The organism is Cellulophaga sp. 3_MG-2023 (genome assembly GCF_030546975.1).
In the GTDB taxonomy this organism is placed as follows: Bacteria; Bacteroidota; Bacteroidia; order Flavobacteriales; family Flavobacteriaceae; genus Cellulophaga.
In genome coordinates this window covers 72,077-98,076 of the sequence record NZ_JAUOPS010000008.1, presented here as the reverse complement: position 1 = coordinate 98,076, position 26,000 = coordinate 72,077, and the positions used below count along the sequence as shown (strand labels likewise).

The window sequence follows — 26,000 nt, the reverse complement described above, 5'->3', positions numbered from 1 at the left end:
TATGCACATAGAAGCTCCAAAAAAAACAGTAAATAAAAGCGACAAAGAAGTTTTTGATTTTTTAATTGATATTAAAAACTTTGAACAGTTAATGCCAGAAAACATTAGTAAATTTGAGGTATTAAGTGAAGATAAATTTCTTTTTGCTCTTAAAGGAATGCCAGAAATAGTTTTAAAACTAAAAGAGCAACATCCTAATAATAAAATAATATTAGGAGCCGCTAGTGACAAACTTCCGTTTACTTTAACTGCAGATATTAATAGCATTGCAGCAGCAGAAACAGAAGTTACGCTTAGTTTTGAAGGCGAATTTAACGCAATGATGGCTATGATGATAAAAGGTCCTATTACTAAATTTATAGATACCTTATCAGACAACCTAAGTGTCATTTAATAAAGTAATTGTATTTCTTTTAAGTTATACTCTTTAAAAATATTATCCTCTAGTAGAACTATTAATCTTCCGCTAGAGGATACTCCTTTTATAAAGCCCATAAACAACTCTCCCTCTTTACTTTTAAAAGTTGATGGTTTATCTACTCTAAACATTATTTCCTGATATAACGCACGTAATGCGTCTGGACTATTTAAATAATCTGTAGTTAGATACTTTTTCAACTTAGTTAGTATCCCACTTAATACTTCATCTAAATTAAAAGTCTCTCCTTTAAGTAACTTTAAAGAAGATACATTGGGCAAATTGTTAAATTCTAGCTGATTTACATTTAACCCAATTCCTATAATAGATGACTGTATTTTACTGCCAGTCAGTATATTTTCAATTAAAATTCCACATATTTTAGAATTAGCTGACAGAATGTCGTTAGGCCACTTCACAGCTAAATTTGGTATATTTAATTCTTTTAAGGCTTCAAAAACAGCTAAAGAAACACACATATTTAACAAAAATTGATCTGCAACCTCTAAACCTTCACTTTTTTTTAAAACACTAAATGTTAAGTTTTTACCGGGTTCAGCAAGCCATTGTGTTCCCATTTGCCCACGACCTTGTATTTGTTTTTCTGCCGCAACCACAGTAAAATCGTCTAATGAGGTAGACACAATTAACTCTTTTAAATACTCATTTGTAGAGTTGGTGGCATTAAGTTTGATTATCTGCATATGTAGATTATAATAATATTCTGCAATCTTATGTTAAAAACAATAGTTAAAAAAACAAAAAAACAATAACTTTGTATAATCTAAAATTTTTGAATGCAAAAAAATACACCTAGTGCAGACGAACTTATTGCTTTAATTTTACAAGGAATTGAAGAAGTAAAAGGGCACGATATAAATTTACTAGACCTTAGAGAAATAGAAAATACTGTTTGTGACTATTTTATAGTTTGCAACGGTACCTCTAATACGCACGTTAATGCAATAGTAGGCTCAATCCAAAAAACCGTTAGTAAAGCCATACATGATAAACCTTGGCACGTAGAAGGCACAGATAATTCTGAATGGGTTTTACTAGACTACGTTAATGTTGTAGTACACGTTTTCCAGAAACAAATAAGAGATTTCTATGACATAGAAGGCCTTTGGGGAGACGCAAAAGTTACCGCAATAGAAAGTAGTTATAACCAGTAAATAATAAGAATGGCAAAAGATAATAGCACAAAACCTACTAAACCTAAATTTAACTCATGGTGGATTTATGGTATTTTAGTAGTTATAATTATAGGATTTCAATTTTTAAGTAGTGATGGTTTATCATCAACTAGTAAAAAAACAACATCAGATTTATTAGAATATATAAAAAACGGTGATGTTAAAAAGGTAATGATTATATCTAATGCAGGTTATGCAAAGGTATACTTAACAGAGGAAGCCTTAAAAAAGGACTCTCACAAGCCTGTTTCTAAACCTAGTTTCTCTTTAAATCCAACAGAGTCTCCTAGCTATGTTGTAAACTATGCTTCTTTAGAAATTTTTGAAAAAGAAGTAAAAGATGCAAAAGCATTAAATAATGTTGATACAATTATAGACAGTGAAAAAGAATCTAACACGTTTGAAAACTTGTTATTTACTTTACTACCATTTGTACTAATCATAGGTATTTGGATATTTATGATGCGTAGAATGTCTGGTGGTAGCGGCGGCGGTGCTGGTGGCCAAATATTTAATATTGGCAAATCTAAAGCAAAGCTGTTTGATGAAAAAACAGACACGCGTACATCTTTTAAAGATGTTGCTGGTTTAGAAGGTGCTAAAGAAGAAGTTGAAGAAATTGTTGAGTTCTTAAAAAACCCAGAAAAATATACATCTTTAGGTGGTAAAATACCAAAAGGAGCTTTATTAGTAGGCCCTCCTGGTACAGGTAAAACATTATTAGCTAAAGCCGTTGCTGGTGAAGCTAAAGTACCTTTCTTCTCTTTATCTGGTTCAGATTTTGTAGAGATGTTTGTTGGTGTAGGTGCATCTAGAGTACGTGATTTATTTAAGCAAGCAAAAGACAAGTCTCCTGCAATTATTTTTATTGATGAGATTGATGCTATTGGTAGAGCCCGTGGAAAAAATAATGTTACAGGTTCTAATGATGAAAGAGAAAACACATTAAACCAATTACTAACAGAAATGGATGGTTTTGGCACCAACACAAATGTTATTGTATTGGCAGCAACAAACCGTGCAGACGTTTTAGATAAAGCATTAATGAGAGCTGGTCGTTTTGACAGACAAATTTATGTAGACTTACCAGACATTAGAGAACGTAAAGAAATTTTTGAAGTACACGTTAAGCCAATTAAAACGGCAGAAACGTTAGATTTAGATTTCCTAGCTAAGCAAACTCCAGGTTTTTCTGGTGCAGACATAGCTAACGTTTGTAATGAAGCTGCTTTAATTGCTGCTCGTAAAGAGAAAAAAGCCGTTAATAAACAAGATTTCTTAGACGCTGTTGACCGTATAGTTGGTGGTTTAGAAAAGAAAAACAAAATAATTACTCCAGGAGAAAAGAAAACTATTGCTTATCATGAAGCAGGCCACGCAACTGTAAGTTGGATGCTAGAGCATGCTGCGCCATTAGTAAAAGTTACTATTGTACCTAGAGGACAGTCATTAGGAGCTGCTTGGTATTTACCAGAAGAACGCTTAATTGTTCGTTCTGAGCAAATGCTAGACGAAATGTGTGCTACTCTTGGTGGACGTGCTGCAGAAAAAGTTATTTTTGACAAAATATCTACTGGTGCTTTAAGTGATTTAGAAAAAGTAACCAAGCAAGCAAGAGGTATGGTTACTGTTTATGGTTTAAATGACAAAATAGGTAACTTAACGTATTACGATTCTTCAGGTAATGACTCTTATGGTTTCTCTAAGCCATACAGTGAGGAAACTGCTCGTATTATTGATGAAGAAATTTCTAAATTAATAGAAGAGCAATACGTAAGAGCTATAGAGCTTTTAGACAAAAACAAAGACAAGCTTACAGAGCTAGCAGAACGCTTATTAGAGAAAGAAGTTATCTTTAAAGATGATTTAGAAAAGATTTTTGGAAAGAGACCTTTTGCTAAAGATGTTAGAGAAAATGCGGAGGAAGAAGCAAAAAAAGACGCTACTACTAAGTCTTCAGAGGAAGAATAGTACGTATATAGTATAAATTTTAAGAATTTTAATGAGCATATTTGGTAAACTTTTTGGAACCAGTAAAAAAAAGAGTTCGGATGTACCCGCAGAAAACCGTGGTGTTCATATGCCAGAACTGGATTTACCTATAGACGAAAAGTTTACCATATATTTTAAAAAAAATGGTGGTAAATTTATTTACTGCGATTCTAATGACGAAATTTCATCTGCATTAAAAAATATAATGGAAGAGAACGACTGGCAAAACAGTTCTTTCTTTTCTTTAGATGACAGATTAGAAAAAAAATTTACTAACGAGCATATTACATTTTCTAAATCTGCTCAAAAAAGTACGGTGTTCTTTACAACCTGCGAGCATTTAATAGCTCAAAACGGATCTATCTTAATTTCTTCTAACCAATTAAAAGAAAGAAAGATGAATGAGCTACCAGATAATTTTATTGTTTACGCAACTACAAGTCAGCTTACCGCTAGCTTAGGAGATGGCTTAAAAAGCATAAAAAAGAAATACCAAGGCAGAATCCCTGCAAACATCACCACCATAAAACATTTTCAGTCTAATATAAAAGAAGAGGATTTTTTATCTTACGGAAGTACAGCTAAAAACTTATATCTTATCTTGATGGAAGATTTATAAGTATGAAAGAAATTTATAAAAGAGCAATAACAGGTATTATTTACGTATTACTTTTATTATCGGCTGTATTTTTAAACTCAGATGCATTCGATTTTTTATTTATGGCATTTGGTTTAGCTTGTTTATTTGAGTATAAACGTATAGTAAAATTAAAAGGTTACTATGTATTTGTTGCCTATTTAGCACTTTGGTGGACTTTTATTTATTTTATACAAGATGAATGGGTTATTAATTTACTACTTATTGCAACTTTAATAACAGACGTTCTACTACTATACTTTTTACTCTCTAAAAAAGAAAAAACTTTTTCTCCAATTGAGAAATTCCTAACCGGACTATTATTTTTAGGAGGTGGATGTATTTTTTTAACTATGATACCTTACAGAGGTGGTGGTTTTGAAAAAATATTAATTATGGGAATTTTTATTTTAATCTGGGTAAATGACAGTTTTGCTTACCTAGTTGGCCGTAAATTAGGACGTAACAAACTTTTTCCTTCGGTTTCTCCTAAAAAAACTATTGAAGGCGCAGCAGGCGGATTAGTATTTGCCTTAATTGCTGCGTATATTATTTCTATCTTTGAAACTAATTTAAGTATTGTACAATGGCTTATATTAGCAACCGTAATAGTTGTAACAGGTAATTTAGGCGATTTAATAGAATCTAAATTTAAAAGAAAAGCTAAAGTAAAAGATAGCGGAGCAATATTACCAGGACACGGAGGAATTTGGGATCGTTTAGACAGTTTAGTCTTTGCTGCACCATTTGCATTTTTAACATTAATTATATTTTCACATGTTTCATAAAGAGGGACAAAAAATTATTATCATTACCTTTATTTTAGTAGCTGCAGCAGTTATATCTGCTCAATATTTTGTTACATTAAACTGGCTAAGATTAGGTTTGCAAGTTGCTGCATTAGTTTTTTTAGTATTGATATTACAATTCTTTAGAAACCCTAAAAGAAAAGTAGTTAAAACTTTTGATGACATTTTAGCCCCTGTGGATGGTAAAGTTGTTGTTATTGAAGAAGTAGAAGAACCTGAATATTTTAAAGGTAAGCGCAAGCAAATTTCTATTTTTATGTCTCCTGTTAATGTACATGTTACAAGATATGCAGCTTCTGGCTCTATAAAATACTCTAAATATCACCCTGGAAAATATTTAGTTGCTTGGCACCCAAAAGCAAGTACAGAGAATGAACGTACTACAGTTGTAATAAACACTCCTAAATTTGGAGATATTTTATACCGACAAATTGCTGGTGCATTGGCAAAAAGAATTGTAAACTACGCTAAAGTTGGCGATAGTGTACACCAAGGTGAAGATGCTGGTTTTATTAAATTTGGATCTAGAGTAGATGTTTACCTACCACTAGACACCGTAGTTACTGTTAAATTAAACCAAAAAGTTGTTGGAGCAAAAACTTGTATTGCTACCTTACCAAGCCAGGATGACTAATGAAGAGCTACATAAAGAGTTTTTAGAGACTGTAGAGTACGTTAATAGCTATACAGAACCTTTGCCTGCAGATTTACTTTTAAAGCTGTATGCTTACTACCGTATAGCTCATAAAAACTTTGACAATCCAGGAAGTAGAACTCCACTTATTAATGCTTTTAAAGCAAATGCTTTAATACAAGCTAAAAACTTATCGCCTAAACAGGCAATGAAAAAATACATAAAATTAGTAGAGAAAGAAATTAGAATTAAAGAATAACTACACTACAACCTCTTTATTAAAAAATTCTTTTTCTAACAATGTAAAATATATTGTTGCCGCTATAGTTATTAAAAAATAGCTCAGCATAACACTTGTTGCCCCCTTAAAATATATTTGCATTCCAAACCAACCATTTTGTATTATTAAATAGGCTACACCCAGCACACTCCTAATTACCTCAATAGTTAATGCATATTTTTTTCTATCCATTAGGGTAGTATACCCATAAATACCAACAAAAATAAAACTTCCATAAAGCAAAGCTGCTGTAAAACCTATGCTTTCAAAATTATAAAACAAAAAAAGCATTAGTCCTAAAGTAGCAAACATTTGAAAAATAACATACCCCTTAAATAACTTAGAAGCTTCAGTTGCATAACGATCAAAAGTATAAACATCTTCAATAATATCAATAGGATACTTTTGTTTAACATCATTTGGTCTCCAACCTGTTGGCATAAACCAAATTCTAATTTTATCCCACACATTTTTTGTATGCCAAGCATCTTTAGCTAAACGCAAAAAATGCTGAAAATTTATATGTACAGGGTTCCATGTCGCAGCAGGTTTTAAAACTCCATATTGAGGCGGAACATCATCTAACTCCTCTTGAAATGTACCAAAAAGACGATCCCAGAAACTAAAAATTTGACCTAGATTTTTATCTATATACTCTGAATTAATTGCATGGTGTACCCTGTGCTGAGAAGGCGTTACAATAACATACTCTAACCAACCTAACTTACCTATATGCCTTGTGTGGTACCAAAACTGAGCAAACAAATGCAGTGGTACTAAAACAGCAATTACTTGCTCTGGAACCCCCAAAATAGCTACTGGAAGCAATAATAAAGGTACATAACCAACTAAATTAGAAATTGATTGACGTAATGCACAAGACAAGTTAAACTCTTCACTACTATGATGAATTACGTGTTGATTCCAGAAAATATTAATTTTATGACTCAGCCTATGATTCCAATAACCAGCAAAATCAATAAATAAAAAGCCAATGAGCCAAACACCCCAAGAGTTACCAATATTAAATAGCGCTAAGTGTTTAACTAAAAAAGGATAAGACACAATTAATAGTCCTATCCCTAGAGAATCTTTTATAATATTTGTAAACCCAGAACTTATACTAGAAACAGTATCCAATACTGTATACATTTGTTTTTTAACAAAATATCCGTAACCTATTTCTAGAGCCATTAAAAGCATAAAAAACGGAATAGCGTACAAAAGAGCAGTGGTATAGCTAATCATAAATGTCTGGTTTACTCAAATTTACTAAAAAAAACCAAACGATTTACATTACACTTTTAACAAAAAAAAGCTACTCTAAAACAGAGTAGCTTTTTGCATATTTATCAAAATAACAAGCTTATTTTAAACCTTTTAAACTCTTTTCTAAAGTTTCTATTTTAGCTTCTGCGTCTGCTTGTTTCTTACGCTCTACATCTATAACCTTGTCTGGAGCATTATTTACAAAACGCTCATTACTTAATTTTTTTTGTACAGAAACTAAAAAGCCTTTAGTGTATTTTAACTCCTCTTCTATTTTTTTAATCTCTGCCTCTATATCTATAGCGCCAACCATTGGAATAAAATATTCGTTAGATTTTACCCTAAAAGAAAGTGCGCCATCTACAGCAGCATCTGCATAGTTAATTGAAGATACATTTGTTAATTTAGCAATAACAACATCCCATTCTTTAGATACATTTTCTGCATTTAACACAGAAAGCTCTAAAGCTTCTTTCATTGGAATATTTTTGTTTTTCCTAATTGTTCTAACTCCAGAAACAACCTCAGCAGCAAAATCAAAATTAGCAATAATAGTCTCATCTACTTTTTGTTGTTTTGGCCATTGCGCAACAACTAAAGCTTGCTCTGGTGTACGATCTTCTATATGCTGCCAAACTTCCTCTGTTAAGAAAGGCATAAAAGGATGCAACAACTTTAAATTTTGCTCAAAAACTGTAATTAGAGCATTGTAGGTTGTTTTATCTATTGGCTTTTGGTATGCAGGTTTTACAATTTCTAACAACCAAGAGCTATAATCGTCCCAAACCAGTTTATAAATTGCCATTAAAGCATCAGAAATACGATACTTACTAAAATGGTCTTCAATCTCTAACAACGTTTTATTAAACTTAGCGTTGTACCACTCTAATCCTATTTTAGACGCTTCTGGCTGTGGAATATCTGCTACTTCCCAACCTTTTATCAATCTAAAGCCATTCCAAATTTTATTAGCAAAGTTCTTTCCTTGCTGACAAAGAGACTCATCAAACATTAGATCGTTACCTGCAGCAGCACTTAACAACAGCCCTACTCTAACGCCATCTGCACCATACTCTTCAATTAACTTTAAAGCATCTGGAGAATTACCTAGAGATTTAGACATTTTTCGTCTTTGTTTATCTCTAACCAGACCAGTTAAGTAAACATTTTCAAAAGGCTTTTGATCTTTATACTCATACCCAGCAACTATCATACGGGCAACCCAAAAGAATAAAATATCTGGACCTGTAACTAAATCGTTTGTTGGATAATAATATTTAATTTCTTCATTTTCTGGCTCTAATATTCCATTAAAAACACTCATTGGCCATAACCAAGAAGAAAACCAAGTATCTAGCGCATCTTCATCCTGACGAAGATCTTCAACTTTTAATGCTGCATTACCAGATTTTTCTTGGGCTAATTTTAACGCATCTTCTTTACTTTCTGCTACAACAAAATCATCTGCACCATCACCAAAATAATAAGCAGGTATTTGCTGTCCCCACCATAATTGACGAGAAATATTCCAATCGCGAATATTCTCCATCCAGTGACGATATGTGTTTTCAAACTTTTTAGGAAATAATTTAACCTCTGCATCATCACCAAGAACAGCTTCTATAGCTGGCTTAGCCAATTCTTCCATTTTTAAAAACCATTGGTCAGACAACCTTGGCTCTATAACAGCCTTTGTACGCTCTGATGTACCCACTTTGTTTAAATGCTGTTCAGTTTTTATTAAAAAGCCTTTTTCTTCTAACTCTTTAGAAATTTCTTTACGAACAACAAATCTATCTTTTCCCTCATAATGTAGACCAAAACTATTTAAAGTAGCATCTGCATTAAAAATATCTACTACCTCTAAGTTATGCTTATCTCCTAAATTTTTATCGTTTACATCATGTGCTGGCGTAACTTTTAAGCATCCAGTACCAAACTCAAGATCTACATACTCATCTTCTATAATAGGTATAACCCTATTTACAATTGGCACTATTGCTTTTTTACCTTTTAAATGAGTAAAACGCTCGTCATTAGGATTTATACAAATTGCTGTATCTCCAAAAATAGTTTCTGGACGAGTAGTTGCAATTGTTAACGTGTCTTCAGATCCTTCAATTTTATAATTGATGTAATATAGGTTTCCTTGTTTTTCTTCGTGAATTACCTCCTCATCAGACAATGTAGTTTGTGCCTCCGGATCCCAGTTTACCATACGGTAGCCACGATATATTTTTCCTTTATTATATAAATCAACAAAAACTTTAATTACAGATGCTGACATATGATCGTCCATAGTAAAAGAAGTACGGTCCCAGTCACAAGAACACCCTAATTTTTTAAGTTGATCTAAAATAACTCCTCCATACTCATCTGTCCAATCCCAAGCGTGTTTTAAAAACTCTTCTCTGCTTAGGTCTGCCTTATTAATTCCTTGTTCTTTTAATTTTGCTACAACCTTAGCTTCTGTTGCTATTGAGGCGTGATCAGTACCAGGAACCCAACAAGCATTTTTACCTTGCAAACGCGCTCTACGTATTAACACATCTTGTATAGTGTTGTTTAACATATGCCCCATATGTAAAACTCCTGTAACATTTGGCGGCGGTATTACAATGGTATATGGCTCTCTTTCATCTGGAGTAGAATGAAAATAATTATGTTTTAACCAATAGTCATACCACTGGTTTTCAGATTTTTGAGAATCGTATTTTGATGCAAGTTCCATTCTTTGGTATAGTTTTTGTATTACTCTGTGTGTGAGTATTTAATTTTAACAATAAAGCCTGCAAATTTAAAGAAAAATTAAGGATTTTTACTGTGTTTAAATACGAAACAAAAATAAGTAACGTTATTACATAACAAAAGAATTTTTAAAGGTTAAATTGTAAATAGTATATTTGATCTTAATTAAAACCCAAAATGATGAAAAAGATAGTATTAGTATTATTTGTTGGCCTACTAGCATTTAACCTAAGTGCACAAGACAAAAAGGCTAAAATTGAATTTAAAACTGAAACTGTAGACTACGGAAAAGTTGAACGTGGTGGTAATGGTGTAAGAGTTTTTGAATTTACAAATACTGGAGATGCACCTTTAATTATCAGCAAAGTAAACTCTAGCTGTGGATGTACTATTCCTAAAAAACCAAAAGAGCCTATTATGCCAGGAAAAACTGGTGTAATTGAAGTTAAATATGACACTAAAAGACCTGCTGGTCCTATTAGAAAAGCAATCACTGTTATTTCTAATGCAGAAACACCAACTAAGGTTTTAAAAATAAAAGGTGAACTTGTAGAAGCTAAATCTGTAGCACAATAATTACTACAAACCACAAAAAATAAAAAGCACCCAAAAAGGGTGCTTTTTTATTTAAATAAGTTTTTAATACGCAAATTAAAGAGTAGCCTTTCTCCCCTACGCTCTATTAAAACTACTACTTTTTTACCTGGAATATCGTCTACCATATGCGTAAGCTCTTGTAACTTATACTTATGTGCTTCTTTTTTATTTACCTCTAAAATAACGTCGCCAACTTTTAAACCAGCATCTTTTGCAGGACTGCCCTCTCTAAGGTCAGACACAACTATTTGAGGCACTAAACTTATAACCACTTCATTATCATAACTAACAGTTACTTTAGACGCAGAACCATTTTTACTTACTCCGCCAAAACCTTTTTGCTGCTTTAGCTTACTTTGTTTAATATAACGCATCCCTCCGTGTTGTAAAGCCATACCACTAGTTCTAAACCAAAAAGGCTTTTTATAGTTAGAATTTTTTTTGAAAGAAACCTGTTTATTAGGATAATCAATCACCCAATTAAACCTTTTTAAAACCTCCCCGCCTACACTACCATTACGTTCTCCTTTTTGAGCTAAATACCTTATAGATGTACTATCCGGAAAAGCAGTTTTTGTATCTTTAATAACGTAACTTCCCAATTTAAGATAATCTATCTTAGTTCTTTTCCCATAAATATCACCACTTAATCCTTTTCCTAAAAAGTCTTCAAAATACTTATGTTGCACAGCAATACCTTTTACTTTATTTTCAAAAAGCCAAACAGCATCACTACTACCCGTGTCTATTAACAATTTTACAGGTACAGTATTTTGTTTTAATAACGCAGCCGCTTCTATATAGGCTTTTTTACGCTCTAAACTTAGCGGTAAATATTCTATTTTTTTATTTTTAGATTGCTTGTAAGTATTAGGGTTGTAAACTTTAATAAAGGTATTTGTGTAATTAATTTCTACAATATGATTTTTAAAAAAATCATACCCTAAAATACCGTGTATAGGAACACCTAATTTTGGAGAAAAATTTAAATCTTTTTCCAAAACAATATAAACTAACTGATTCGTGTTTTTAAACGAATTTAGCTCTAATAAGTTTCCTTTAGATTTTAGAGCTCTTATTGGCTCACCTCCACCAAGACCTTTAATAGTAATTTCTGATACGTTTTTAATATCTACTGAATCTTGATTAGAAAAATTAAAAAGTATAGGTTTACTTACACCAGTGTCTAATATAAAAGTAAATTGAGCACCATTAATCTTTGCTGGTAATACAATGAGGTTGTTAATTAATTTAAACTTAATTTTTTCATACTTTTTACCTTCTGGTAACTCAAAATTTTGAGCTCCTGATAAAAAAGGAAAAAGCAGACAAAAAATAAAGATCCTGTGCATCATAATTACTGATTTTCAGCTCATACCCACTTAAAATACAAAAAAAAATGTTAAACCCCTTATTTTCAATCTTAAAATAGATGAAAAATAAGTATTTGGTTGTTGTTTTCTATGCTTGTATTTCTCATTTTTGCCTAAAATATTTTTTATGCCATCAATTTCAACAAAAGGGCTAGCAATGCCAGAATCACCAATTCGTAAATTGGTACCTTATGCAGAAGATGCAAAGAAAAGAGGAGTAAATGTTATTCATTTAAATATTGGTCAGCCAGATATTAAAACTCCACAAGTAGCTTTAGATGCAGTAAAAAATAACACACTAGATGTTATTGCATACAGCAGAACTGAAGGATCTGAAACATACAGAGAAAAAATAGCTGCTTATTATAAAAAACAAAATATAAATGTTACAGCACAAGAAATAATTGTAACAACCGGTGGATCTGAGGCTTTAGCTTTTGTAATGGGTAGTATTGCAGATGCAGATGATGAAATTATTATTCCAGAACCATTTTATGCAAATTACAACGGCTTTGCTACTGCAGCTGGTGTAAATGTGGTTCCTGTTGTATCTAAAATAGAAGATAATTTTGCACTACCTGCAATAGAGGAGTTTGAAAAATTAATTACTCCAAAAACAAAAGCAATATTAATTTGCAACCCAGGTAACCCTACAGGATACTTATATAGTAAAGAAGAAATTAAAAAATTAGCTGCAATTGTAAAAAAACACAATCTGTTTTTAATTGCAGATGAAGTATACAGAGAGTTTACTTACGACGGTAAGGAGCACTACTCTATTTTACAAGAAGAAGGCTTAGAAGAAAATGCTATGATTGTAGATTCTGTTTCTAAAAGGTATAGTATGTGCGGTGCACGTATTGGTTGCTTAGTATCTAAAAATAAAGAGCTTATAAAAACAGCTCTTAAATTTGCACAAGCAAGACTATCACCTCCTACATATGCACAAATTGCTAGTGAAGCTGCTTTAGACACACCTAATAGCTATTTTACAGATGTTATTGAAGAATACGTAGAACGTAGAAACATACTAATAACAGAGCTAGAGCAAGTAAATGGTGTACGTGTTGCAAAACCACAAGGCGCATTTTATTGTATAGCAGAATTACCTGTTAAAGATGCTGATAAGTTTGCACAATGGCTACTAGAAGACTTTAATGTTGACAACGAAACTGTGATGGTTGCACCTGCTGCTGGTTTTTATGCTACTAAAGGTCTTGGAAAAAATCAAATTAGAATAGCATACGTTTTAGACAAAGAACGATTAAAAAGAGCTGTTAAAATTATTAAACAGGCTTTAGCTGTATACCAAGATTAATGATTATTAAAGAAAACATATCATTAAAGGAATACAACACTTTTGGTATTGATGCAAAAGCATCTTACTTCTGTACAGTAACATCTGTAGCAGAACTACAAGAAGCAGTAGCATTAACCAATTACCCTAACAAGTTTATTATTAGTGGTGGTAGCAATATGCTTATCACCACTAATATAAATGCACTAGTAATACACATAGCAATTAAAGGTATAGAGGTTAGCAAGGAAGATAGCAACAATGTGTGGCTAAATGTTATGGCTGGTGAAAATTGGCATAATCTTGTACTTTGGTCTTTAGACCGTAATTATGGCGGACTAGAAAATATGTCTTTAATTCCGGGTAATACTGGTACTGCTCCAATACAAAACATTGGCGCTTATGGTGTAGAGTTAAAAGATAATTTTGTAAGCTGTGAAGCTCTACATATTAAAAGTGGAGAAATACATAGTTTTACTAAAGAAGAATGCAAATTTGGCTACAGAGATTCTTTTTTTAAAAACGATGGTAAAGGAAAATACATTATTACATCTGTAGTTTTAAAACTGACTAAAAAAGATCATAATTTAAAAATATCTTATGGTGCTATTGAAGCAGAATTATTAAAAAATAATATAAACCAACCTACTATTAAAGATGTTTCTAATGCAGTTATAACTATTAGACAAAGTAAACTACCTAACCCGGCAGAACTTGGTAATAGCGGCAGCTTTTTTAAGAACCCAATAGTAGACAAATTAATTTTTGATAACTTTAGCCAAAATAATCCTGAAGCTCCATTTTACGCCTTGCCAGACAATACGTACAAAATACCAGCTGGCTGGCTCATAGAACAATGTGGATTTAAAGGAAAAAGATTTGGTGATGCTGGCGTTCACAAAAATCAAGCTTTGGTTTTAGTAAACTATGGCAACGCAACAGGAAATGACATTCTTGAGCTATCTAAAAAAATACAAAACACTGTACTAAAGAGATTTAACATCAGTATTGAAGCAGAAGTTAATATCATAAAATAACCCCTGAAACCATAAAGGAACAGGGGTTATACCAAACCAAACTAACCAAAAATAAGTGGCAGTAACCAGCTGCCTACTTAAGTTGTAAATATTTTAATTATCGCAATCATTTTTGTAATCTTGCGTTGAACTATATACGTTAACAAATGTATATTTGGATGACGCAGTGTAAAAAAAATTTACAGAAATAGCGTAACACAACTAGAATGAGTACACTACTTGAAAAACATATTGTAGAATTACTACAAGACAGGGATGAAAAAGCAATATCTTTATTGTACGACCATTATGGTGATACTTTATTTGGTGTAGCTAACAAAGTTGTTAGAGACGAAGATTTAGCACAAGATGTGCTGCAAGAAAGTTTTGTGAAGATCTGGAAAAAAGCAGACTCTTATGATTCTTCTAAAGCAAAACTATTTACTTGGTTATTTAGAATTACACGTAACACAGCTATAGATAAACTTAGAAGTGTAAACACAAAATCAGATAAGGAAATCCAAATAGACGTTTCAGACGTATATAATTTAGGAACAGAGAGCACTAAGCCAGAATTAATGGATGTTAAGGATAACTTACACAAGTTAGAACCTAAATATAAAATTGTACTGGAAGCCTTATTTTTTGAGGGAATGACCCAACAAGAGGCTAGTGAAGAATTAGATATCCCTTTAGGAACTATTAAGTCTAGATTAAAAATAGGTCTTAGAGAATTAAAGAAAATATACGGTTCTACCGCATTAACAATACTTATATCATTTTTGTTATGACAGATAAAATAAAAAAATTCTTAGAATCAGACCTTCTAGAAAAGTATCTTTTAGATACCACTACTACAGAAGAAACGCTTAAGGTAGAACGCTACATAGCAATACACCCAGAGGTAAGCAAAACGTATAATGAATTGCAAGAGAATTTAGAAATTTTTGCAAAACTGCATGCTATTGACACTCCTGATGGTTTAAAAAATAAAATTTTAGAAAGAGTAAAAGCAGAGAAAAAATCAAACAAAAAATTCTATAGATATATAGGTATTGCATGTTCTTTAGCTTTTCTTTTTGCTGCTGCATCATTTTTCTTCTGGAATCAGAATAAATCATTACAAGAAGAAAACACTATTGTTAACAATAAAATGAAGACTATTGAAGACAACATGAAACAGCAATTAGAGGATGTTAGAAACCAATTTATTGTTCTTAACAACCCTAAAACAAAAAGATACAATGTAAAAGGAAACACAAAAGCAAAAGAATTAAAAGCAGTTGCTTATATAAATCCTGTTAAAAAACTATCATATATAAACGTTAAAAACATACCTAATTTACCAGAAGATCAATGTTTACAAATGTGGGCAGAAGTAGATGGTAAAATGATAAACATTGGTGTTATTAAAGACATTAGTGATAAAGATAAATTACTGGCATTACCTTACGGAGAAAATGCTATGGGTTACATTACAATAGAACCTAAAGGTGGTAACAAAACACCTACAGTAGAAAATATTGTAGCCAATATATCATACGCAAACTAACGTTAAAGTGTATACATATAAAAGCTATAATTAGTATCTTTGCTTAAAATTTAATTATGAAACTAGTTTTAATAACCATAGGCCTTCTAAGTCTCGGTTTTGCAGGAATAGCAATTAAAATTTGGGCAAAGAAAGATGGCAAATTTGCAGGGACGTGTGCTAGCCAAAGTCCATTTTTAAATAAAGACGGACAAGCTTGCGGTATGTGCGGCAAACTACCTGCGGAGCAAGATTGCAAAATGGAGGCATCAACAGAAATACAATAGGCAAATGAAAATTTGCCTTTTTTTATGAAATTATCTGAAGAAGAACTTATCTCTAATCTAACCAAAGCTAAAGCAGGTAACCAAATTGCTTTTAGCAACCTTTTGGACACTTTCTGGAACGATGTTTATGGCTTTTTATTAGTTAGAACAGAGAACGAGAATGATGCTGAAGACCTTACCATACAAACATTTTCTAAAGCTTTTGATAAAATAAACACTTACGATGATAGCTATAAGTTTAAAACTTGGCTAATTACAATTGGTAAAAATTTACACGTAGATTTATTTAGAAAAAGAAAACGTAGCGTATTAGAAAATATGAATTATGGCAATGATGATGTTATAAAAGTATTAGACGACGCACCCACTATTGAAGATCAATTAATAATAGATCAAAATTTAGCAAATTTACTGCAAGACATAAAAAAGCTAAAACCAGCATATCAAAAAATTATAAACCTACGCTACTTTAACGAACTTAGTTACGCAGATATAGCCACAGAGCTAAACGAACCTATAAACAGTGTTAAAGTAAAACTACTAAGAGCAAAAAAACTACTTGCACAAATTATAAAAGCTAAACGTAAATCTTGACCACTACTCTATTATAAGTAACGCTATTTTGTTCGTATATTTGTACAAAATATTTTTATGAGTATTAACACTGTAGATAACGTAAAACCGCCTAAGGGAAAACCAAAATGGTTACGAGTAAAACTACCTACTGGTAAAAAGTACACACAATTAAGAGGCTTAGTAGATAAGTATAGCCTTAATACTATTTGTACTTCTGGTAGTTGCCCTAATATGGGAGAATGTTGGGGAGAAGGCACAGCTACATTTATGATTCTTGGTAACGTATGTACAAGATCATGTGGTTTTTGCGGTGTAAAAACAGGCAGACCAGAAGATGTAGATTGGGAAGAACCAGAAAAAGTAGCTCGTTCTATTAAAATAATGAGCATTAAACATGCTGTTATTACATCTGTAGACAGAGACGATTTAAAAGATATGGGTTCTATTATATGGGCAGAAACTGTTAAGGCCATAAGAAGAATGAACCCTGAAACTACCTTAGAAACTCTTATTCCAGATTTTCAAGGAATAAACACTCATTTAGATCGTATTATTGAAGTGGCTCCAGAAGTAGTTTCTCATAATATGGAAACTGTAAAAAGATTAACAAGAGAAGTGCGTATACAAGCTAAATATGAAAGAAGTTTAGATGTATTACGATACTTAAAAGATAACGGTGCCAGAAGAACTAAATCTGGTATTATGCTTGGTCTTGGAGAAAAAGAAGAAGAAGTTATACAAACTTTAAGAGACCTTAGAGATGCAAATGTAGATGTTGTAACTATTGGTCAATATTTACAACCTTCTAAAAAACACCTACCTGTTAAGGAGTTTATTTTACCAGAACAGTTTAAAAAGTATGAAGAATTAGGATTAGAAATGGGCTTTAGACACGTAGAAAGTGGCGCCTTAGTTAGATCTTCATACAAAGCACACAAACATATTAACTAACTTTAGCTTACCTATAATTTGCTAAAGACTGCTTTTAACTAAGCATTATTTTTTCGTATTTAAAATGAAAAAAATAAACATTGGTATTAACGGCTTCGGCAGAATTGGTCGTACGTTATTTAGGTTACTAAACCAATACCCAAATTTAAACGTAGTAGCTATAAATGATTTGGCTGATGCTAAAACATTAGCTCACCTATTAAAGTATGATAGTGTACACGGTATTTTTAATGAGAATATTTCTAATACAGAAAGTACTATCACTGTAAATGATGAAGTAATTAACCTTACAAATGCTACTACTCCAAAAGATATTCCTTGGCACGCTAGTAATGTTGACTTGGTTATAGAATCGTCAGGTAAATTTAAAACGCAAGAAGATTTAAATTATCATTTACAAAACGGAGCTAAAAAAGTTATATTATCTGTACCACCAGTAGACAACGCTATTAAAATGATTGTTTACGGTATAAATCACACAGATATAACTGCAGAAGATCACATTATTTCCAATGCATCATGTACCACAAATAATGCTGCTCCTATGGTAAAGGTTATTAATGATTTATGCGGTATAGAGCAAGCGTATATTACAACTATACACTCTTATACCACAGACCAGAGTCTGCATGACCAACCACACAGAGATTTACGTAGAGCAAGAGCAGCAGGGCAATCTATTATCCCTACAACAACTGGTGCAGCAAGAGCATTAACCAAAATATTTCCAGATTTGGCAGATGTTATTGGAGGTTGCGGTATACGCGTACCTGTACCAAACGGTTCTTTAACAGATATTACTTTTAACGTAAAAAAAGAAACATCTATAAAAGAAATAAATAACGCTTTTAAGTACCAAGCAGCCAATGACTTAAAAGAAATTATGCATTACACCGAAGATCCTATTGTTTCTATTGATGTAAACAATAGTTTTTATTCTTGTACGTTTGATTCTCAGATGACTTCAGTAATTGGAAAAATGGTGAAAGTTATTGGTTGGTATGATAATGAGTCTGGATACAGCAGTAGAATTATTGACCTTATAAATTTGTTGGTTCAAAAAAAATATATTTGAAAAAAGTAAAACATAATCTAATTTTTAAAACAGTACTTGCTGCTATTTTTAGTTGCTTACTGTTTTCTTGTGCAGTTGCTCAAGAATCCCCAACTGCGCTTAAAGATTTAGATTACTACTTTGCTCTTGCACGAAAATACAAGAACCAGAACAACACAAAACCTGCCTTAGAAGCAATACAAAAAGCTACCGAATACGCAGAAAAAAATGAAGATGAAAAAGGTCAGATAGATTGTTTTCATCAATATGCATTTTTATATTTAAAACTTAACAATGTTCCTAGATCTAAATTTTATTGGGAACGCACCAAAGTATTATTAAAAGGTATTACATATCCTTATGGGTCTAGTGAAAGCAAATACCTTGAGGCAATTTATTTATACTTAGATAAAAATAATTTTCAGGCTGAAGAAAAATTAGTAGAAGCAAAACAACTAAGTAATGATCGTAATTTACTTAACCGCATAGTATTAACTCAGGCCAACATCAACTTTCAAAAAACAAATTTTTTAAAAGCATCTAGGTTTTATAATGCATTAGTTGTAAACTCAGACATTTACGAAAAAGACTATTTTACCACTCAAGGCTACTTGGGCCTTGCTAATATTAATTCTTTAGATAATCCTGAAGATTGTATTAAGTTTTGCTTAGAAGGCTTACCTATTGCAAAAGCAAATGGCTTTGTAAATGAATTATTAGAATTTAATACACTAATAGCTAAGGCGTATGAAGACATTGAAGACTACAACTCTTCTCTTCTTTTTAATAAGAATTTAATTCATATTAAAGACTCTATTTACAGTATTACTAATGCTAAAGCCAAAGAAAGAACTGCAAATGATATACATATAGAAGGGTTAGAGGAAGACGTAAAAACTCTACTTGAAAAAAACATAGAGCAAGAGGCATCTATAAACAGGTCTGAAAGCACTAATATTGTAGCCTTTGCTATTTTGGCAATTATTTCTCTTTTAGCTATTTCTTTATATAGAAATAATCAAATAAAAATAAAAACAAATAAAATACTACACCAAACCAATAAAGAATTAGAAATTGCTAAGGATGATGCTGTAAAAGCTATGGAAGCCAAAACCAATTTCTTATCTACAGTAAGCCATGAACTACGCACACCTTTATATGCTGTTACCGGTTTAACTAATTTATTGCTTGAGGAAAACCCAACAGAAAGCCAAAAAGATCATTTAAAATCTTTGAAATTTTCTGGAGACTACCTCTTAAACTTTATAAATGACATACTACAGGTAAATAAAATTGATGCTCAAAAACTAGAGACGTTACAGATAGAGTTTAGTCTAAGAAAAACAATTAAAGACGTAATAGACTCACTACAGCAAAGTGCAAAATCTAACAACACTAAACTTAGTTTAAATATTGATAAAAAAATATCTAGAGCACATTTAGGAGATCCTATAAAAATATCTCAAATACTTATAAACCTTATAGGTAACGCCATTAAGTTTACTAAAAACGGAGAAGTATTTGTTACTATTAATGAAATTAAGAAGGTTGAAGACCTTTGTACAATTTCTTTTGAAGTCAAAGACACAGGTATAGGAATATCTAATGAGTTACAAGAAAATATTTTTGATAGTTTTGAGCAAGGCTCTATACAAATAAATAGAGAATATGGTGGCACAGGACTTGGTTTAACCATTGTAAAAAACCTACTAAAACTTTTTGGAAGTACTATTCATTTAGAAAGTACAAAAGGAGTTGGATCTATTTTTAGCTTTGATATAGACCTAATTTGCAAAGATAAAAACACAGAAAATCCAGAAGAAGAATATATTCCGCAAGAATTTATTTTTGAAGGCTTAAAATTACTTATTGTTGAAGACAACAAAATAAATCAAGTAATTACAAAAAAAATGCTTTCTAAAAAAGGAATGGTTAGTGATATAGCTAATAACGGCACAGAAGCAATAGAGCTTGCACAGAACAACACTTACGATGCTATTTTAATGGATATTCATATGCCAGGCATTAGCGGTGTAGAAGCTACTATAGAAATTAGAAAATTTGATTCTGAAATACCTATTATTGCACTTACTGCAATATCTTTAGATGATAGTGTAGAAAATTTTTATGCTGCAGGCTGTGATGATATTGTTACCAAACCTTTTAAACCTGACTATTTCTACCAAAAAATTGGTGAGAATATTTTTAACAAAAAAATTACTTAATTAAGTCATTAATAGAAGACAGTAATTTATCTTTTCCTTTATCTAAAATTTTGTGCTGCACTTCTATGTAACACAAGTTTTTTAATTTTCCTTTTAGTCGTACAAAATCTTTTTCTGTAGTTAATACAAATTCTTTACTAGCAAAAGTTTCTATTTCTGCCGCTGTAAAAAAATGATGATCACTATATGCCAGATGTTCAAAATCTACACCTTGAGTATTTAAAAAATCTACTAAAGGCTTGGGATTTGCAATACCCGTTACCAAGGTTATTTTTTTTCCTTTAAAGCTAGTTAAAGTTAAACCCTCTGTAAACCCCTTTAGTTCTTGCGCATAACTTAAACTTGCAAACAATAATTGCTGGTGTTTTTTAAGTTTTAGCTTACCCTCTATTTTTAAACACTCTTCATTATTAATTGTAGCCGGACATTTTGTTACTATAATAACATTTGCTCTTTTAGCTTCATTTTTTGCATCACGCAAGTTTCCTGTTGGCAAATACCAATCATCAACATACAAATTACCATAAGCAGTAAGTAAAATAGCAAAGGTTGGCTTTACCTTTCTATGCTGATAAGCATCATCCAATAAAATAACATCTGGTTTAATTTGTTGTTCTAAAGTCTCAATTCCGTTTCTACGATCACCATCTACAACCATTGTTATAGCTGGGTATTTCTTATAAATTTGATAAGGCTCATCTCCTAATTCCTCTACTGTAGTTGCATTTTTAGCTATTAGCAAACCCTTTGATTTACGACCATACCCTCTACTTAAAACAGCTAGCTTATAATGTTGTTGTAGGTTTGATATTAAAAGCTCTATCATTGGCGTTTTACCTGTACCACCAGCACTTAAATTACCAACACATACTGTTGTTGTCTTATAAGATTTTGAAGAAAAAACACCTATATTAAACAAATAGTTACGCAGATATACCACTAAAGCGTAAAGTAAAGAAAAAGGAAATGCTATTTTTCTGAGTAGTTGCATAAGAACGAAAGTAAATATTTTATCTTTGAAAACCATTAAAGCAATCAAAAATGACTGTAAAAGAAATTACAAACATTATTGAAGATTTTGCGCCGCTAAATTACGCAGAAGATTTTGATAATGTAGGCCTACTAATTGGTAATGCTACCACAAAAGTTACTGGGGTACTAGTTACTCTAGACACTTTAGAAAATGTTGTAGATGAAGCTATTGCCAAAAACTGTAACTTAATTGTAAGTTTTCATCCTATTATTTTTTCTGGCCTAAAGAAAATTACGGGTGCAAACTATGTAGAGCGTGTAGTTTTAAAGGCTATTAAAAATGATATTGCAATTTACAGTATGCACACCGCCTTAGACAATAGTAACAAAGGTGTAAATGCTAAAATTTGTGAAGTTTTAGGACTTACAAACACTAAAATTTTAATTCCGCAAAAAGGCACCATAAAAAAATTAACAACTTATGTTCCTAAAAAAGAAGCTGCAGAATTAAAAGAAGTTTTATTTGCTGCTGGCGTAGGTAATATAGGTAATTATAGCAATTGTAGTTTTACAACAATAGGCACAGGTAGTTTTAAACCTAATGAAAAAGCCAACCCAACAATAGGCGAAATTGGAAAAACACAAACCGAAGAAGAAGTACAAATAAATGTAACTTTTGAAAAAGCTAAAGAGAAGAAAATTTTACAAGCTCTTTTTAAAAATCATTCTTACGAGGAGGTTGCTTACGAAATAACAACCTTAGAAAACACCAATCAAAATATTGGTATGGGAATGGTAGGTGAGCTAGAAAATCCCGTAAATGAGACCAAATTTCTTCAAGATTTAAAGATAAAGATGAATGCCGACTGTGTTAGGCACTCTAATTTACTAAATAAAAAAATAAAAAAAGTAGCTGTACTAGGCGGGAGTGGCTCTTTTGCAATAAATGCCGCAAAGGCTGTAAACGCTGATGTTTTTATTACAGCAGACTTAAAATACCATCAATTTTACGAGGCAGAAAACAAAATATTACTGGCAGATATAGGACACTTTGAAACAGAGCAGTTTACAAAAAATCTTTTAGTAGAGATACTTACAAAAAAAATTCCTAATTTTGCAGTCTCTTTATCGGAGAGTATTACAAATCCTATCAAGTATTTTTAAAAATATGGCAAAAAAGAAAGAAGCAACGGTAGAAGAAAAATTAAGAGCATTATATGACTTGCAATTAATTGATTCTAGAGTCGATGAGATAAGAAACGTTAGGGGTGAACTCCCGTTGGAAGTTGAAGATTTAGAAGATGAAGTTTTAGGACTTAAAACTAGATTGGATAAATTAAAAACTGATGTGGAAACCGTTAATTTTGAAATAACAGCTAAGAAAAATTTAATTGAGGAAGCTAAAGGCCTAATTAAAAAATACGCTGAACAACAAAAGAACGTAAGAAACAGTCGTGAATTTAACTCTTTATCTAAAGAAGTTGAGTTTCAAGAATTAGAAATTCAATTGGCTGAAAAAAACATCAAAGAATTTAAAGCGCAAATAGAGCAGAAAAAACAAGTTATTTCTGATACTAAAGAGCGTTTATCTGCTAAAGAATCTCACTTAAAGCACAAGAAAAGTGAATTAAGCGAAATTTTAGCTGAAACTGAAAAAGAAGAAAAAGCATTACTAAAAAAATCTGAAGACTTCCAAAGTCAAATTGAAGAGCGTTTAGTAAAAGCTTACACTAGAATTAGAACCAATGTAAAAAATGGTTTAGCAGTTGTAGCTATTGAAAGAGGTGCATCTGGAGGTTCTTTCTTTACAATACCACCACAGGTACAAGTAGAAATTGCTGCTCGTAAAAAAATTATTACAGATGAGCACAGTGGTAGAATATTAGTCGACCCTGTTTTAGCTGAAGAAGAAAGTGAAAGAATGCAAAAAATGTTTTCTAAATTATAGAAACATATTTTATATTGAATAAAAAAAAGACCGCTAAATTAGCGGTCTTTTTTTATTTAAGTAATTCTATTATTTTGTTAGTAACCTCGTCACTATCCCACTTTTCTTTTATATTAGGCAGCTGCATTACTTTTTTCATTATTGCTTCTTGCTCATCTCCTAATGCTAATGCCTCTGCATAAGGCCTATTGCTAAACGTTACCCTAGAGTACACCGGCAACCATTTTTCTGGGTATTCTGTTGCAAATTTTTTCTCTATCTTTTTTTGTAGTAAAAACATTGGATCTGCAGTTTTACTACTCATTTCTACAAAATTCCTATAACTAAGTTCTGCTATAGCATCTGCATTTGGTTTACGCTCTTTTTGGTATTCATTAAAAGCCAAAGTCCAATTCTCTGGATACTTTTTAAGTAAATTTGTAAGCACAAAAATATCTTCAAAACCAGCATTCATACCTTGACCATAAAAAGGTACTATTGCGTGTGCAGAATCGCCCACAAGCGCAGCCTTATCCCAATACGTCCAAGGAAAACATTTCATTGTAACCATTGCACTTGTCGGATTTTTAAAGAAATCTTCTATAAGGTTATCTAAATCTGGCATTACATTAGGGAAATGCGTAGAGAAGAACGTTCTAGCATCTTCTTTGGTCTTAATACTCTCAAAAGAAATATCACCCTCATACGGCATAAAAAGCGTACAGGTGAAGCTACCATCTAAGTTTGGCATAGCAATAAGCATAAACTTACCTCTTGGCCATATATGAAAAGAGTGTTTATCTAATTTATGTGTGCCATCTTCATTAGGTAAAATAGACAGTTCTTTATATCCTACCTTTATAAATTCCTGAGAATAATCAAACCTACTACGTCTTTGCATTTTATGACGTACTCTAGAAAAAGCGCCATCACAACCAAAAACACAGTCAAACTTATATTCTTCCCAGACACCTTTTTCAGATTCTCCTGTAAATATTTTTGCTTCAGGTAAATCTACATCCCAAACTTTTTCTGAAAAACGAAATTCTGTTCCTTCGGCTTCTGCCAAATCTATCATTTTTCTATTTAAAATTCCTCTAGATGTAGACCAAATTGCCTCTTCTTCTTTACCATATTTTTGGTAATATAAAGGCACACCATCTACGTGCATTGCTCTTTGGTAAAGTGGTATTGCTATTTCTTTTATTTCTTTTTCTAAACCTACTTGCTGCAATGCGTTCCAACCCCTATTGCTCATTGCTAGGTTTATAGACCTACCAGAAAACTCTACTGTGCGTATATCTGGTCGCCTGTCAAAAACAGTAACCTTGTGTCCTTCTTTTCTTAAGTAAATAGCTAATAAAGAGCCCACTAATCCGGAGCCAACTATGGCTATGTCTTTTGGAGATTTTGACATATTTTATTTGTGTAAAGAGGTGATAACGAACGTTAAAATTATACTAACAAGCATCTAAACATATTGTATAGCTCGTATATATAAAACATCCGCTTAATGCGTCTACATATAAAAAAGTCCTTCATAATTTTACTTTTATGAAGGACTTTTTCTTTTATAAACCTTATTCTAAGATTCCGTCTACAATTCCGTAGGCAACAGATTCTTCTGCGTTCATCCAGTAGTCTCTGTCAAAATCTTTCATTACTTTATTAAAGTCTTGACCACAATTTTCTGCTAAGATTCTTGCACTCAATTCTCTTGTTTTTATAATTTCTTTTGCTTGTATTTCTATATTAGAAGCCTGGCCTCCTGCCCCACCACTTGGTTGGTGAATCATTACCTGCGCGTGCGGTTGTATAAAACGTCTTCCTTTAGCACCAACAGATAATAATATAGAACCCATAGAAGCTGCTAAACCAGAACAAACTGTAGAAACAGGACTCTTAAGAGATTTAATCGTATCATAAATAGCAAAACCTGAAGTTACATAACCTCCTGGGCTATTTATAACGAACTGAATTTCTTCATTCCCTTGTAAATCTAAATATAACAAACGATCTATAACGTGCTTTGCTGAGTTATCATCTACCATACCCCATAAAAACACTTTTCTTTCATTCAACAATTTTTCATCAATTGCTTCTTGAACTTTACCTTTTTTTGAACTCATGCCTTATTTCTTATTTACATCAAAAATAATCAATTTATTTATAAAGTACACGCTAGGTTTCATCAATCTAAAAAACATACTA

General features: G+C 31.9%; 26 protein-coding genes. 19 read left to right on the top strand and 7 right to left on the bottom strand.

The features are described from left to right. Position 1 precedes the first annotated feature (1 nt). A complete protein-coding gene (locus Q4487_RS15815; RefSeq protein WP_100895091.1) occupies positions 2 to 394 on the top strand; it encodes an orotate phosphoribosyltransferase in 393 nt (130 codons plus the stop codon). Here the strand turns inward: Q4487_RS15815 and Q4487_RS15810 are convergent. Further along, entirely contained in the window at positions 391 to 1,122 is a 732-nt protein-coding gene (locus Q4487_RS15810; RefSeq protein WP_303545070.1) for a biotin--[acetyl-CoA-carboxylase] ligase, read from the bottom strand. The two genes, Q4487_RS15815 and Q4487_RS15810, sit on opposite strands and share 4 nt — an antisense overlap. Positions 1,123 to 1,215: 93 nt before the next feature. Between Q4487_RS15810 and rsfS the strand changes: the two genes are divergently transcribed. From rsfS to Q4487_RS15780, 6 genes are read left to right on the top strand one after another with little or no spacing between them, the layout of a single operon-like run. After that, positions 1,216 to 1,593 (top strand): ribosome silencing factor, encoded by a 378-nt coding sequence (rsfS, locus tag Q4487_RS15805; RefSeq protein ID WP_100895089.1) that lies wholly within the window; start codon positions 1,216 to 1,218, stop codon positions 1,591 to 1,593. Positions 1,594 to 1,602: 9 nt separating this feature from the next. Continuing rightward, positions 1,603 to 3,585 carry an ATP-dependent zinc metalloprotease FtsH gene (gene ftsH / locus Q4487_RS15800; RefSeq protein ID WP_100895088.1) on the top strand — a complete coding sequence of 661 codons (1,983 nt, stop codon included), beginning with the start codon at positions 1,603 to 1,605 and terminating at the stop codon, positions 3,583 to 3,585. 31 nt (positions 3,586 to 3,616) lie between these two features. Next, complete coding sequence (locus tag Q4487_RS15795; RefSeq protein WP_100895087.1) at positions 3,617 to 4,225, top strand: LUD domain-containing protein; 609 nt, start codon at positions 3,617 to 3,619, stop codon at positions 4,223 to 4,225. Between the two features lie 2 nt (positions 4,226 to 4,227). After that, positions 4,228 to 5,031: a phosphatidate cytidylyltransferase gene (locus Q4487_RS15790; RefSeq protein ID WP_303545079.1), complete on the top strand. Its 804-nt coding sequence runs from the start codon at positions 4,228 to 4,230 to the stop codon at positions 5,029 to 5,031. Then, positions 5,021 to 5,686 carry a phosphatidylserine decarboxylase family protein gene (locus tag Q4487_RS15785; RefSeq protein WP_303545081.1) on the top strand — a complete coding sequence of 222 codons (666 nt, stop codon included), beginning with the start codon at positions 5,021 to 5,023 and terminating at the stop codon, positions 5,684 to 5,686. The genes Q4487_RS15790 and Q4487_RS15785 overlap by 11 nt, the downstream gene beginning before the upstream one ends. Further along, entirely contained in the window at positions 5,679 to 5,945 is a 267-nt protein-coding gene (locus Q4487_RS15780) for an acyl-CoA-binding protein (protein ID WP_100895084.1), read from the top strand. The genes Q4487_RS15785 and Q4487_RS15780 overlap by 8 nt, the downstream gene beginning before the upstream one ends. Here Q4487_RS15780 and Q4487_RS15775 read toward each other — a convergent pair whose 3' ends face one another. Then, positions 5,946 to 7,214: a sterol desaturase family protein gene (locus tag Q4487_RS15775; protein ID WP_303545087.1), complete on the bottom strand. Its 1,269-nt coding sequence runs from the start codon at positions 7,212 to 7,214 to the stop codon at positions 5,946 to 5,948. 118 nt (positions 7,215 to 7,332) lie between these two features. Beyond that, a complete protein-coding gene (locus Q4487_RS15770; protein WP_303545092.1) occupies positions 7,333 to 9,966 on the bottom strand; it encodes a valine--tRNA ligase in 2,634 nt (877 codons plus the stop codon). Between the two features lie 197 nt (positions 9,967 to 10,163). On the opposite strand from Q4487_RS15770, the gene Q4487_RS15765 reads away from it, so the two are divergent. Further along, on the top strand, positions 10,164 to 10,559 hold the full coding sequence (locus tag Q4487_RS15765) for a DUF1573 domain-containing protein (protein ID WP_075694382.1): 396 nt from the start codon (positions 10,164 to 10,166) through the stop codon (positions 10,557 to 10,559). 47 nt (positions 10,560 to 10,606) lie between these two features. Here the strand turns inward: Q4487_RS15765 and Q4487_RS15760 are convergent, their stop codons facing one another. After that, positions 10,607 to 11,935, bottom strand: coding sequence for an aspartyl protease family protein (locus Q4487_RS15760; RefSeq protein WP_303545094.1), 1,329 nt, complete (start codon positions 11,933 to 11,935; stop codon positions 10,607 to 10,609). Positions 11,936 to 12,080: 145 nt separating this feature from the next. Here Q4487_RS15760 and Q4487_RS15755 point away from each other — a divergent pair, with 145 nt between their 5' ends. From Q4487_RS15755 to Q4487_RS15715, 9 genes are all read left to right on the top strand, one after another. Continuing rightward, complete coding sequence (locus Q4487_RS15755; protein WP_303545096.1) at positions 12,081 to 13,271, top strand: pyridoxal phosphate-dependent aminotransferase; 1,191 nt, start codon at positions 12,081 to 12,083, stop codon at positions 13,269 to 13,271. Further along, on the top strand, positions 13,271 to 14,287 hold the full coding sequence (gene murB, locus Q4487_RS15750; protein WP_303545098.1) for a UDP-N-acetylmuramate dehydrogenase: 1,017 nt from the start codon (positions 13,271 to 13,273) through the stop codon (positions 14,285 to 14,287). Before Q4487_RS15755 ends, murB begins: the two co-directional genes overlap by 1 nt. A 206-nt stretch (positions 14,288 to 14,493) precedes the next feature. Next, complete coding sequence (locus tag Q4487_RS15745) at positions 14,494 to 15,057, top strand: RNA polymerase sigma factor (protein ID WP_100895078.1); 564 nt, start codon at positions 14,494 to 14,496, stop codon at positions 15,055 to 15,057. Next, a complete protein-coding gene (locus Q4487_RS15740; RefSeq protein ID WP_100895077.1) occupies positions 15,054 to 15,818 on the top strand; it encodes an anti-sigma factor in 765 nt (254 codons plus the stop codon). Before Q4487_RS15745 ends, Q4487_RS15740 begins: the two co-directional genes overlap by 4 nt. Before the next feature lie 56 nt (positions 15,819 to 15,874). Next, positions 15,875 to 16,084 (top strand): membrane or secreted protein, encoded by a 210-nt coding sequence (locus tag Q4487_RS15735; RefSeq protein WP_100895076.1) that lies wholly within the window; start codon positions 15,875 to 15,877, stop codon positions 16,082 to 16,084. 24 nt (positions 16,085 to 16,108) lie between these two features. Next, a complete protein-coding gene (locus Q4487_RS15730; protein ID WP_100895075.1) occupies positions 16,109 to 16,678 on the top strand; it encodes an RNA polymerase sigma factor in 570 nt (189 codons plus the stop codon). Positions 16,679 to 16,735: 57 nt separating this feature from the next. Next, the gene (gene lipA, locus Q4487_RS15725) at positions 16,736 to 17,611 is read left to right on the top strand and encodes a lipoyl synthase (RefSeq protein ID WP_100895074.1); all 876 of its coding nucleotides are present in this window, start codon (positions 16,736 to 16,738) and stop codon (positions 17,609 to 17,611) included. Positions 17,612 to 17,675: 64 nt separating this feature from the next. Continuing rightward, positions 17,676 to 18,686 carry a type I glyceraldehyde-3-phosphate dehydrogenase gene (gap, locus tag Q4487_RS15720; RefSeq protein ID WP_303545107.1) on the top strand — a complete coding sequence of 337 codons (1,011 nt, stop codon included), beginning with the start codon at positions 17,676 to 17,678 and terminating at the stop codon, positions 18,684 to 18,686. Continuing rightward, positions 18,683 to 20,890, top strand: coding sequence for a response regulator (locus Q4487_RS15715; protein WP_303571904.1), 2,208 nt, complete (start codon positions 18,683 to 18,685; stop codon positions 20,888 to 20,890). The genes gap and Q4487_RS15715 overlap by 4 nt, the downstream gene beginning before the upstream one ends. Here the strand turns inward: Q4487_RS15715 and lpxK are convergent. After that, entirely contained in the window at positions 20,883 to 21,881 is a 999-nt protein-coding gene (gene lpxK / locus Q4487_RS15710; protein WP_303545113.1) for a tetraacyldisaccharide 4'-kinase, read from the bottom strand. The two genes, Q4487_RS15715 and lpxK, sit on opposite strands and share 8 nt — an antisense overlap. A gap of 50 nt (positions 21,882 to 21,931) precedes the next feature. Here lpxK and Q4487_RS15705 point away from each other — a divergent pair, with 50 nt between their 5' ends. Continuing rightward, positions 21,932 to 23,026 (top strand): Nif3-like dinuclear metal center hexameric protein, encoded by a 1,095-nt coding sequence (locus Q4487_RS15705; RefSeq protein WP_303545116.1) that lies wholly within the window; start codon positions 21,932 to 21,934, stop codon positions 23,024 to 23,026. A 4-nt stretch (positions 23,027 to 23,030) separates the two neighbouring features. After that, positions 23,031 to 23,810, top strand: a complete 780-nt coding sequence (locus Q4487_RS15700) for a zinc ribbon domain-containing protein (RefSeq protein ID WP_100895070.1) — start codon at positions 23,031 to 23,033, stop codon at positions 23,808 to 23,810. Between the two features lie 52 nt (positions 23,811 to 23,862). Here Q4487_RS15700 and Q4487_RS15695 read toward each other — a convergent pair whose 3' ends face one another. Both Q4487_RS15695 and Q4487_RS15690 read right to left on the bottom strand, forming a co-directional pair. Next, positions 23,863 to 25,206 carry an NAD(P)/FAD-dependent oxidoreductase gene (locus tag Q4487_RS15695; protein ID WP_100895069.1) on the bottom strand — a complete coding sequence of 448 codons (1,344 nt, stop codon included), beginning with the start codon at positions 25,204 to 25,206 and terminating at the stop codon, positions 23,863 to 23,865. Between the two features lie 163 nt (positions 25,207 to 25,369). Next, positions 25,370 to 25,918 (bottom strand): ClpP family protease, encoded by a 549-nt coding sequence (locus Q4487_RS15690; protein ID WP_100895068.1) that lies wholly within the window; start codon positions 25,916 to 25,918, stop codon positions 25,370 to 25,372. Positions 25,919 to 26,000 lie beyond the last annotated feature (82 nt).

What these genes read in the sequence shown, in the direction of transcription:
- Q4487_RS15815 (WP_100895091.1), top strand. Translation starts at nt 2, where the DNA reads ATGCACATAGAAGCTCCAAAAAAAACAGTAAATAAAAGCGACAAAGAA.
- Q4487_RS15810 (WP_303545070.1), bottom strand. Translation starts at nt 1,122, where the DNA reads ATGCAGATAATCAAACTTAATGCCACCAACTCTACAAATGAGTATTTA.
- rsfS (WP_100895089.1), top strand. Translation starts at nt 1,216, where the DNA reads ATGCAAAAAAATACACCTAGTGCAGACGAACTTATTGCTTTAATTTTA.
- ftsH (WP_100895088.1), top strand. Translation starts at nt 1,603, where the DNA reads ATGGCAAAAGATAATAGCACAAAACCTACTAAACCTAAATTTAACTCA.
- Q4487_RS15795 (WP_100895087.1), top strand. Translation starts at nt 3,617, where the DNA reads ATGAGCATATTTGGTAAACTTTTTGGAACCAGTAAAAAAAAGAGTTCG.
- Q4487_RS15790 (WP_303545079.1), top strand. Translation starts at nt 4,228, where the DNA reads ATGAAAGAAATTTATAAAAGAGCAATAACAGGTATTATTTACGTATTA.
- Q4487_RS15785 (WP_303545081.1), top strand. Translation starts at nt 5,021, where the DNA reads ATGTTTCATAAAGAGGGACAAAAAATTATTATCATTACCTTTATTTTA.
- Q4487_RS15780 (WP_100895084.1), top strand. Translation starts at nt 5,679, where the DNA reads ATGACTAATGAAGAGCTACATAAAGAGTTTTTAGAGACTGTAGAGTAC.
- Q4487_RS15775 (WP_303545087.1), bottom strand. Translation starts at nt 7,214, where the DNA reads ATGATTAGCTATACCACTGCTCTTTTGTACGCTATTCCGTTTTTTATG.
- Q4487_RS15770 (WP_303545092.1), bottom strand. Translation starts at nt 9,966, where the DNA reads ATGGAACTTGCATCAAAATACGATTCTCAAAAATCTGAAAACCAGTGG.
- Q4487_RS15765 (WP_075694382.1), top strand. Translation starts at nt 10,164, where the DNA reads ATGAAAAAGATAGTATTAGTATTATTTGTTGGCCTACTAGCATTTAAC.
- Q4487_RS15760 (WP_303545094.1), bottom strand. Translation starts at nt 11,935, where the DNA reads ATGATGCACAGGATCTTTATTTTTTGTCTGCTTTTTCCTTTTTTATCA.
- Q4487_RS15755 (WP_303545096.1), top strand. Translation starts at nt 12,081, where the DNA reads ATGCCATCAATTTCAACAAAAGGGCTAGCAATGCCAGAATCACCAATT.
- murB (WP_303545098.1), top strand. Translation starts at nt 13,271, where the DNA reads ATGATTATTAAAGAAAACATATCATTAAAGGAATACAACACTTTTGGT.
- Q4487_RS15745 (WP_100895078.1), top strand. Translation starts at nt 14,494, where the DNA reads ATGAGTACACTACTTGAAAAACATATTGTAGAATTACTACAAGACAGG.
- Q4487_RS15740 (WP_100895077.1), top strand. Translation starts at nt 15,054, where the DNA reads ATGACAGATAAAATAAAAAAATTCTTAGAATCAGACCTTCTAGAAAAG.
- Q4487_RS15735 (WP_100895076.1), top strand. Translation starts at nt 15,875, where the DNA reads ATGAAACTAGTTTTAATAACCATAGGCCTTCTAAGTCTCGGTTTTGCA.
- Q4487_RS15730 (WP_100895075.1), top strand. Translation starts at nt 16,109, where the DNA reads ATGAAATTATCTGAAGAAGAACTTATCTCTAATCTAACCAAAGCTAAA.
- lipA (WP_100895074.1), top strand. Translation starts at nt 16,736, where the DNA reads ATGAGTATTAACACTGTAGATAACGTAAAACCGCCTAAGGGAAAACCA.
- gap (WP_303545107.1), top strand. Translation starts at nt 17,676, where the DNA reads ATGAAAAAAATAAACATTGGTATTAACGGCTTCGGCAGAATTGGTCGT.
- lpxK (WP_303545113.1), bottom strand. Translation starts at nt 21,881, where the DNA reads ATGCAACTACTCAGAAAAATAGCATTTCCTTTTTCTTTACTTTACGCT.
- Q4487_RS15705 (WP_303545116.1), top strand. Translation starts at nt 21,932, where the DNA reads ATGACTGTAAAAGAAATTACAAACATTATTGAAGATTTTGCGCCGCTA.
- Q4487_RS15700 (WP_100895070.1), top strand. Translation starts at nt 23,031, where the DNA reads ATGGCAAAAAAGAAAGAAGCAACGGTAGAAGAAAAATTAAGAGCATTA.
- Q4487_RS15695 (WP_100895069.1), bottom strand. Translation starts at nt 25,206, where the DNA reads ATGTCAAAATCTCCAAAAGACATAGCCATAGTTGGCTCCGGATTAGTG.
- Q4487_RS15690 (WP_100895068.1), bottom strand. Translation starts at nt 25,918, where the DNA reads ATGAGTTCAAAAAAAGGTAAAGTTCAAGAAGCAATTGATGAAAAATTG.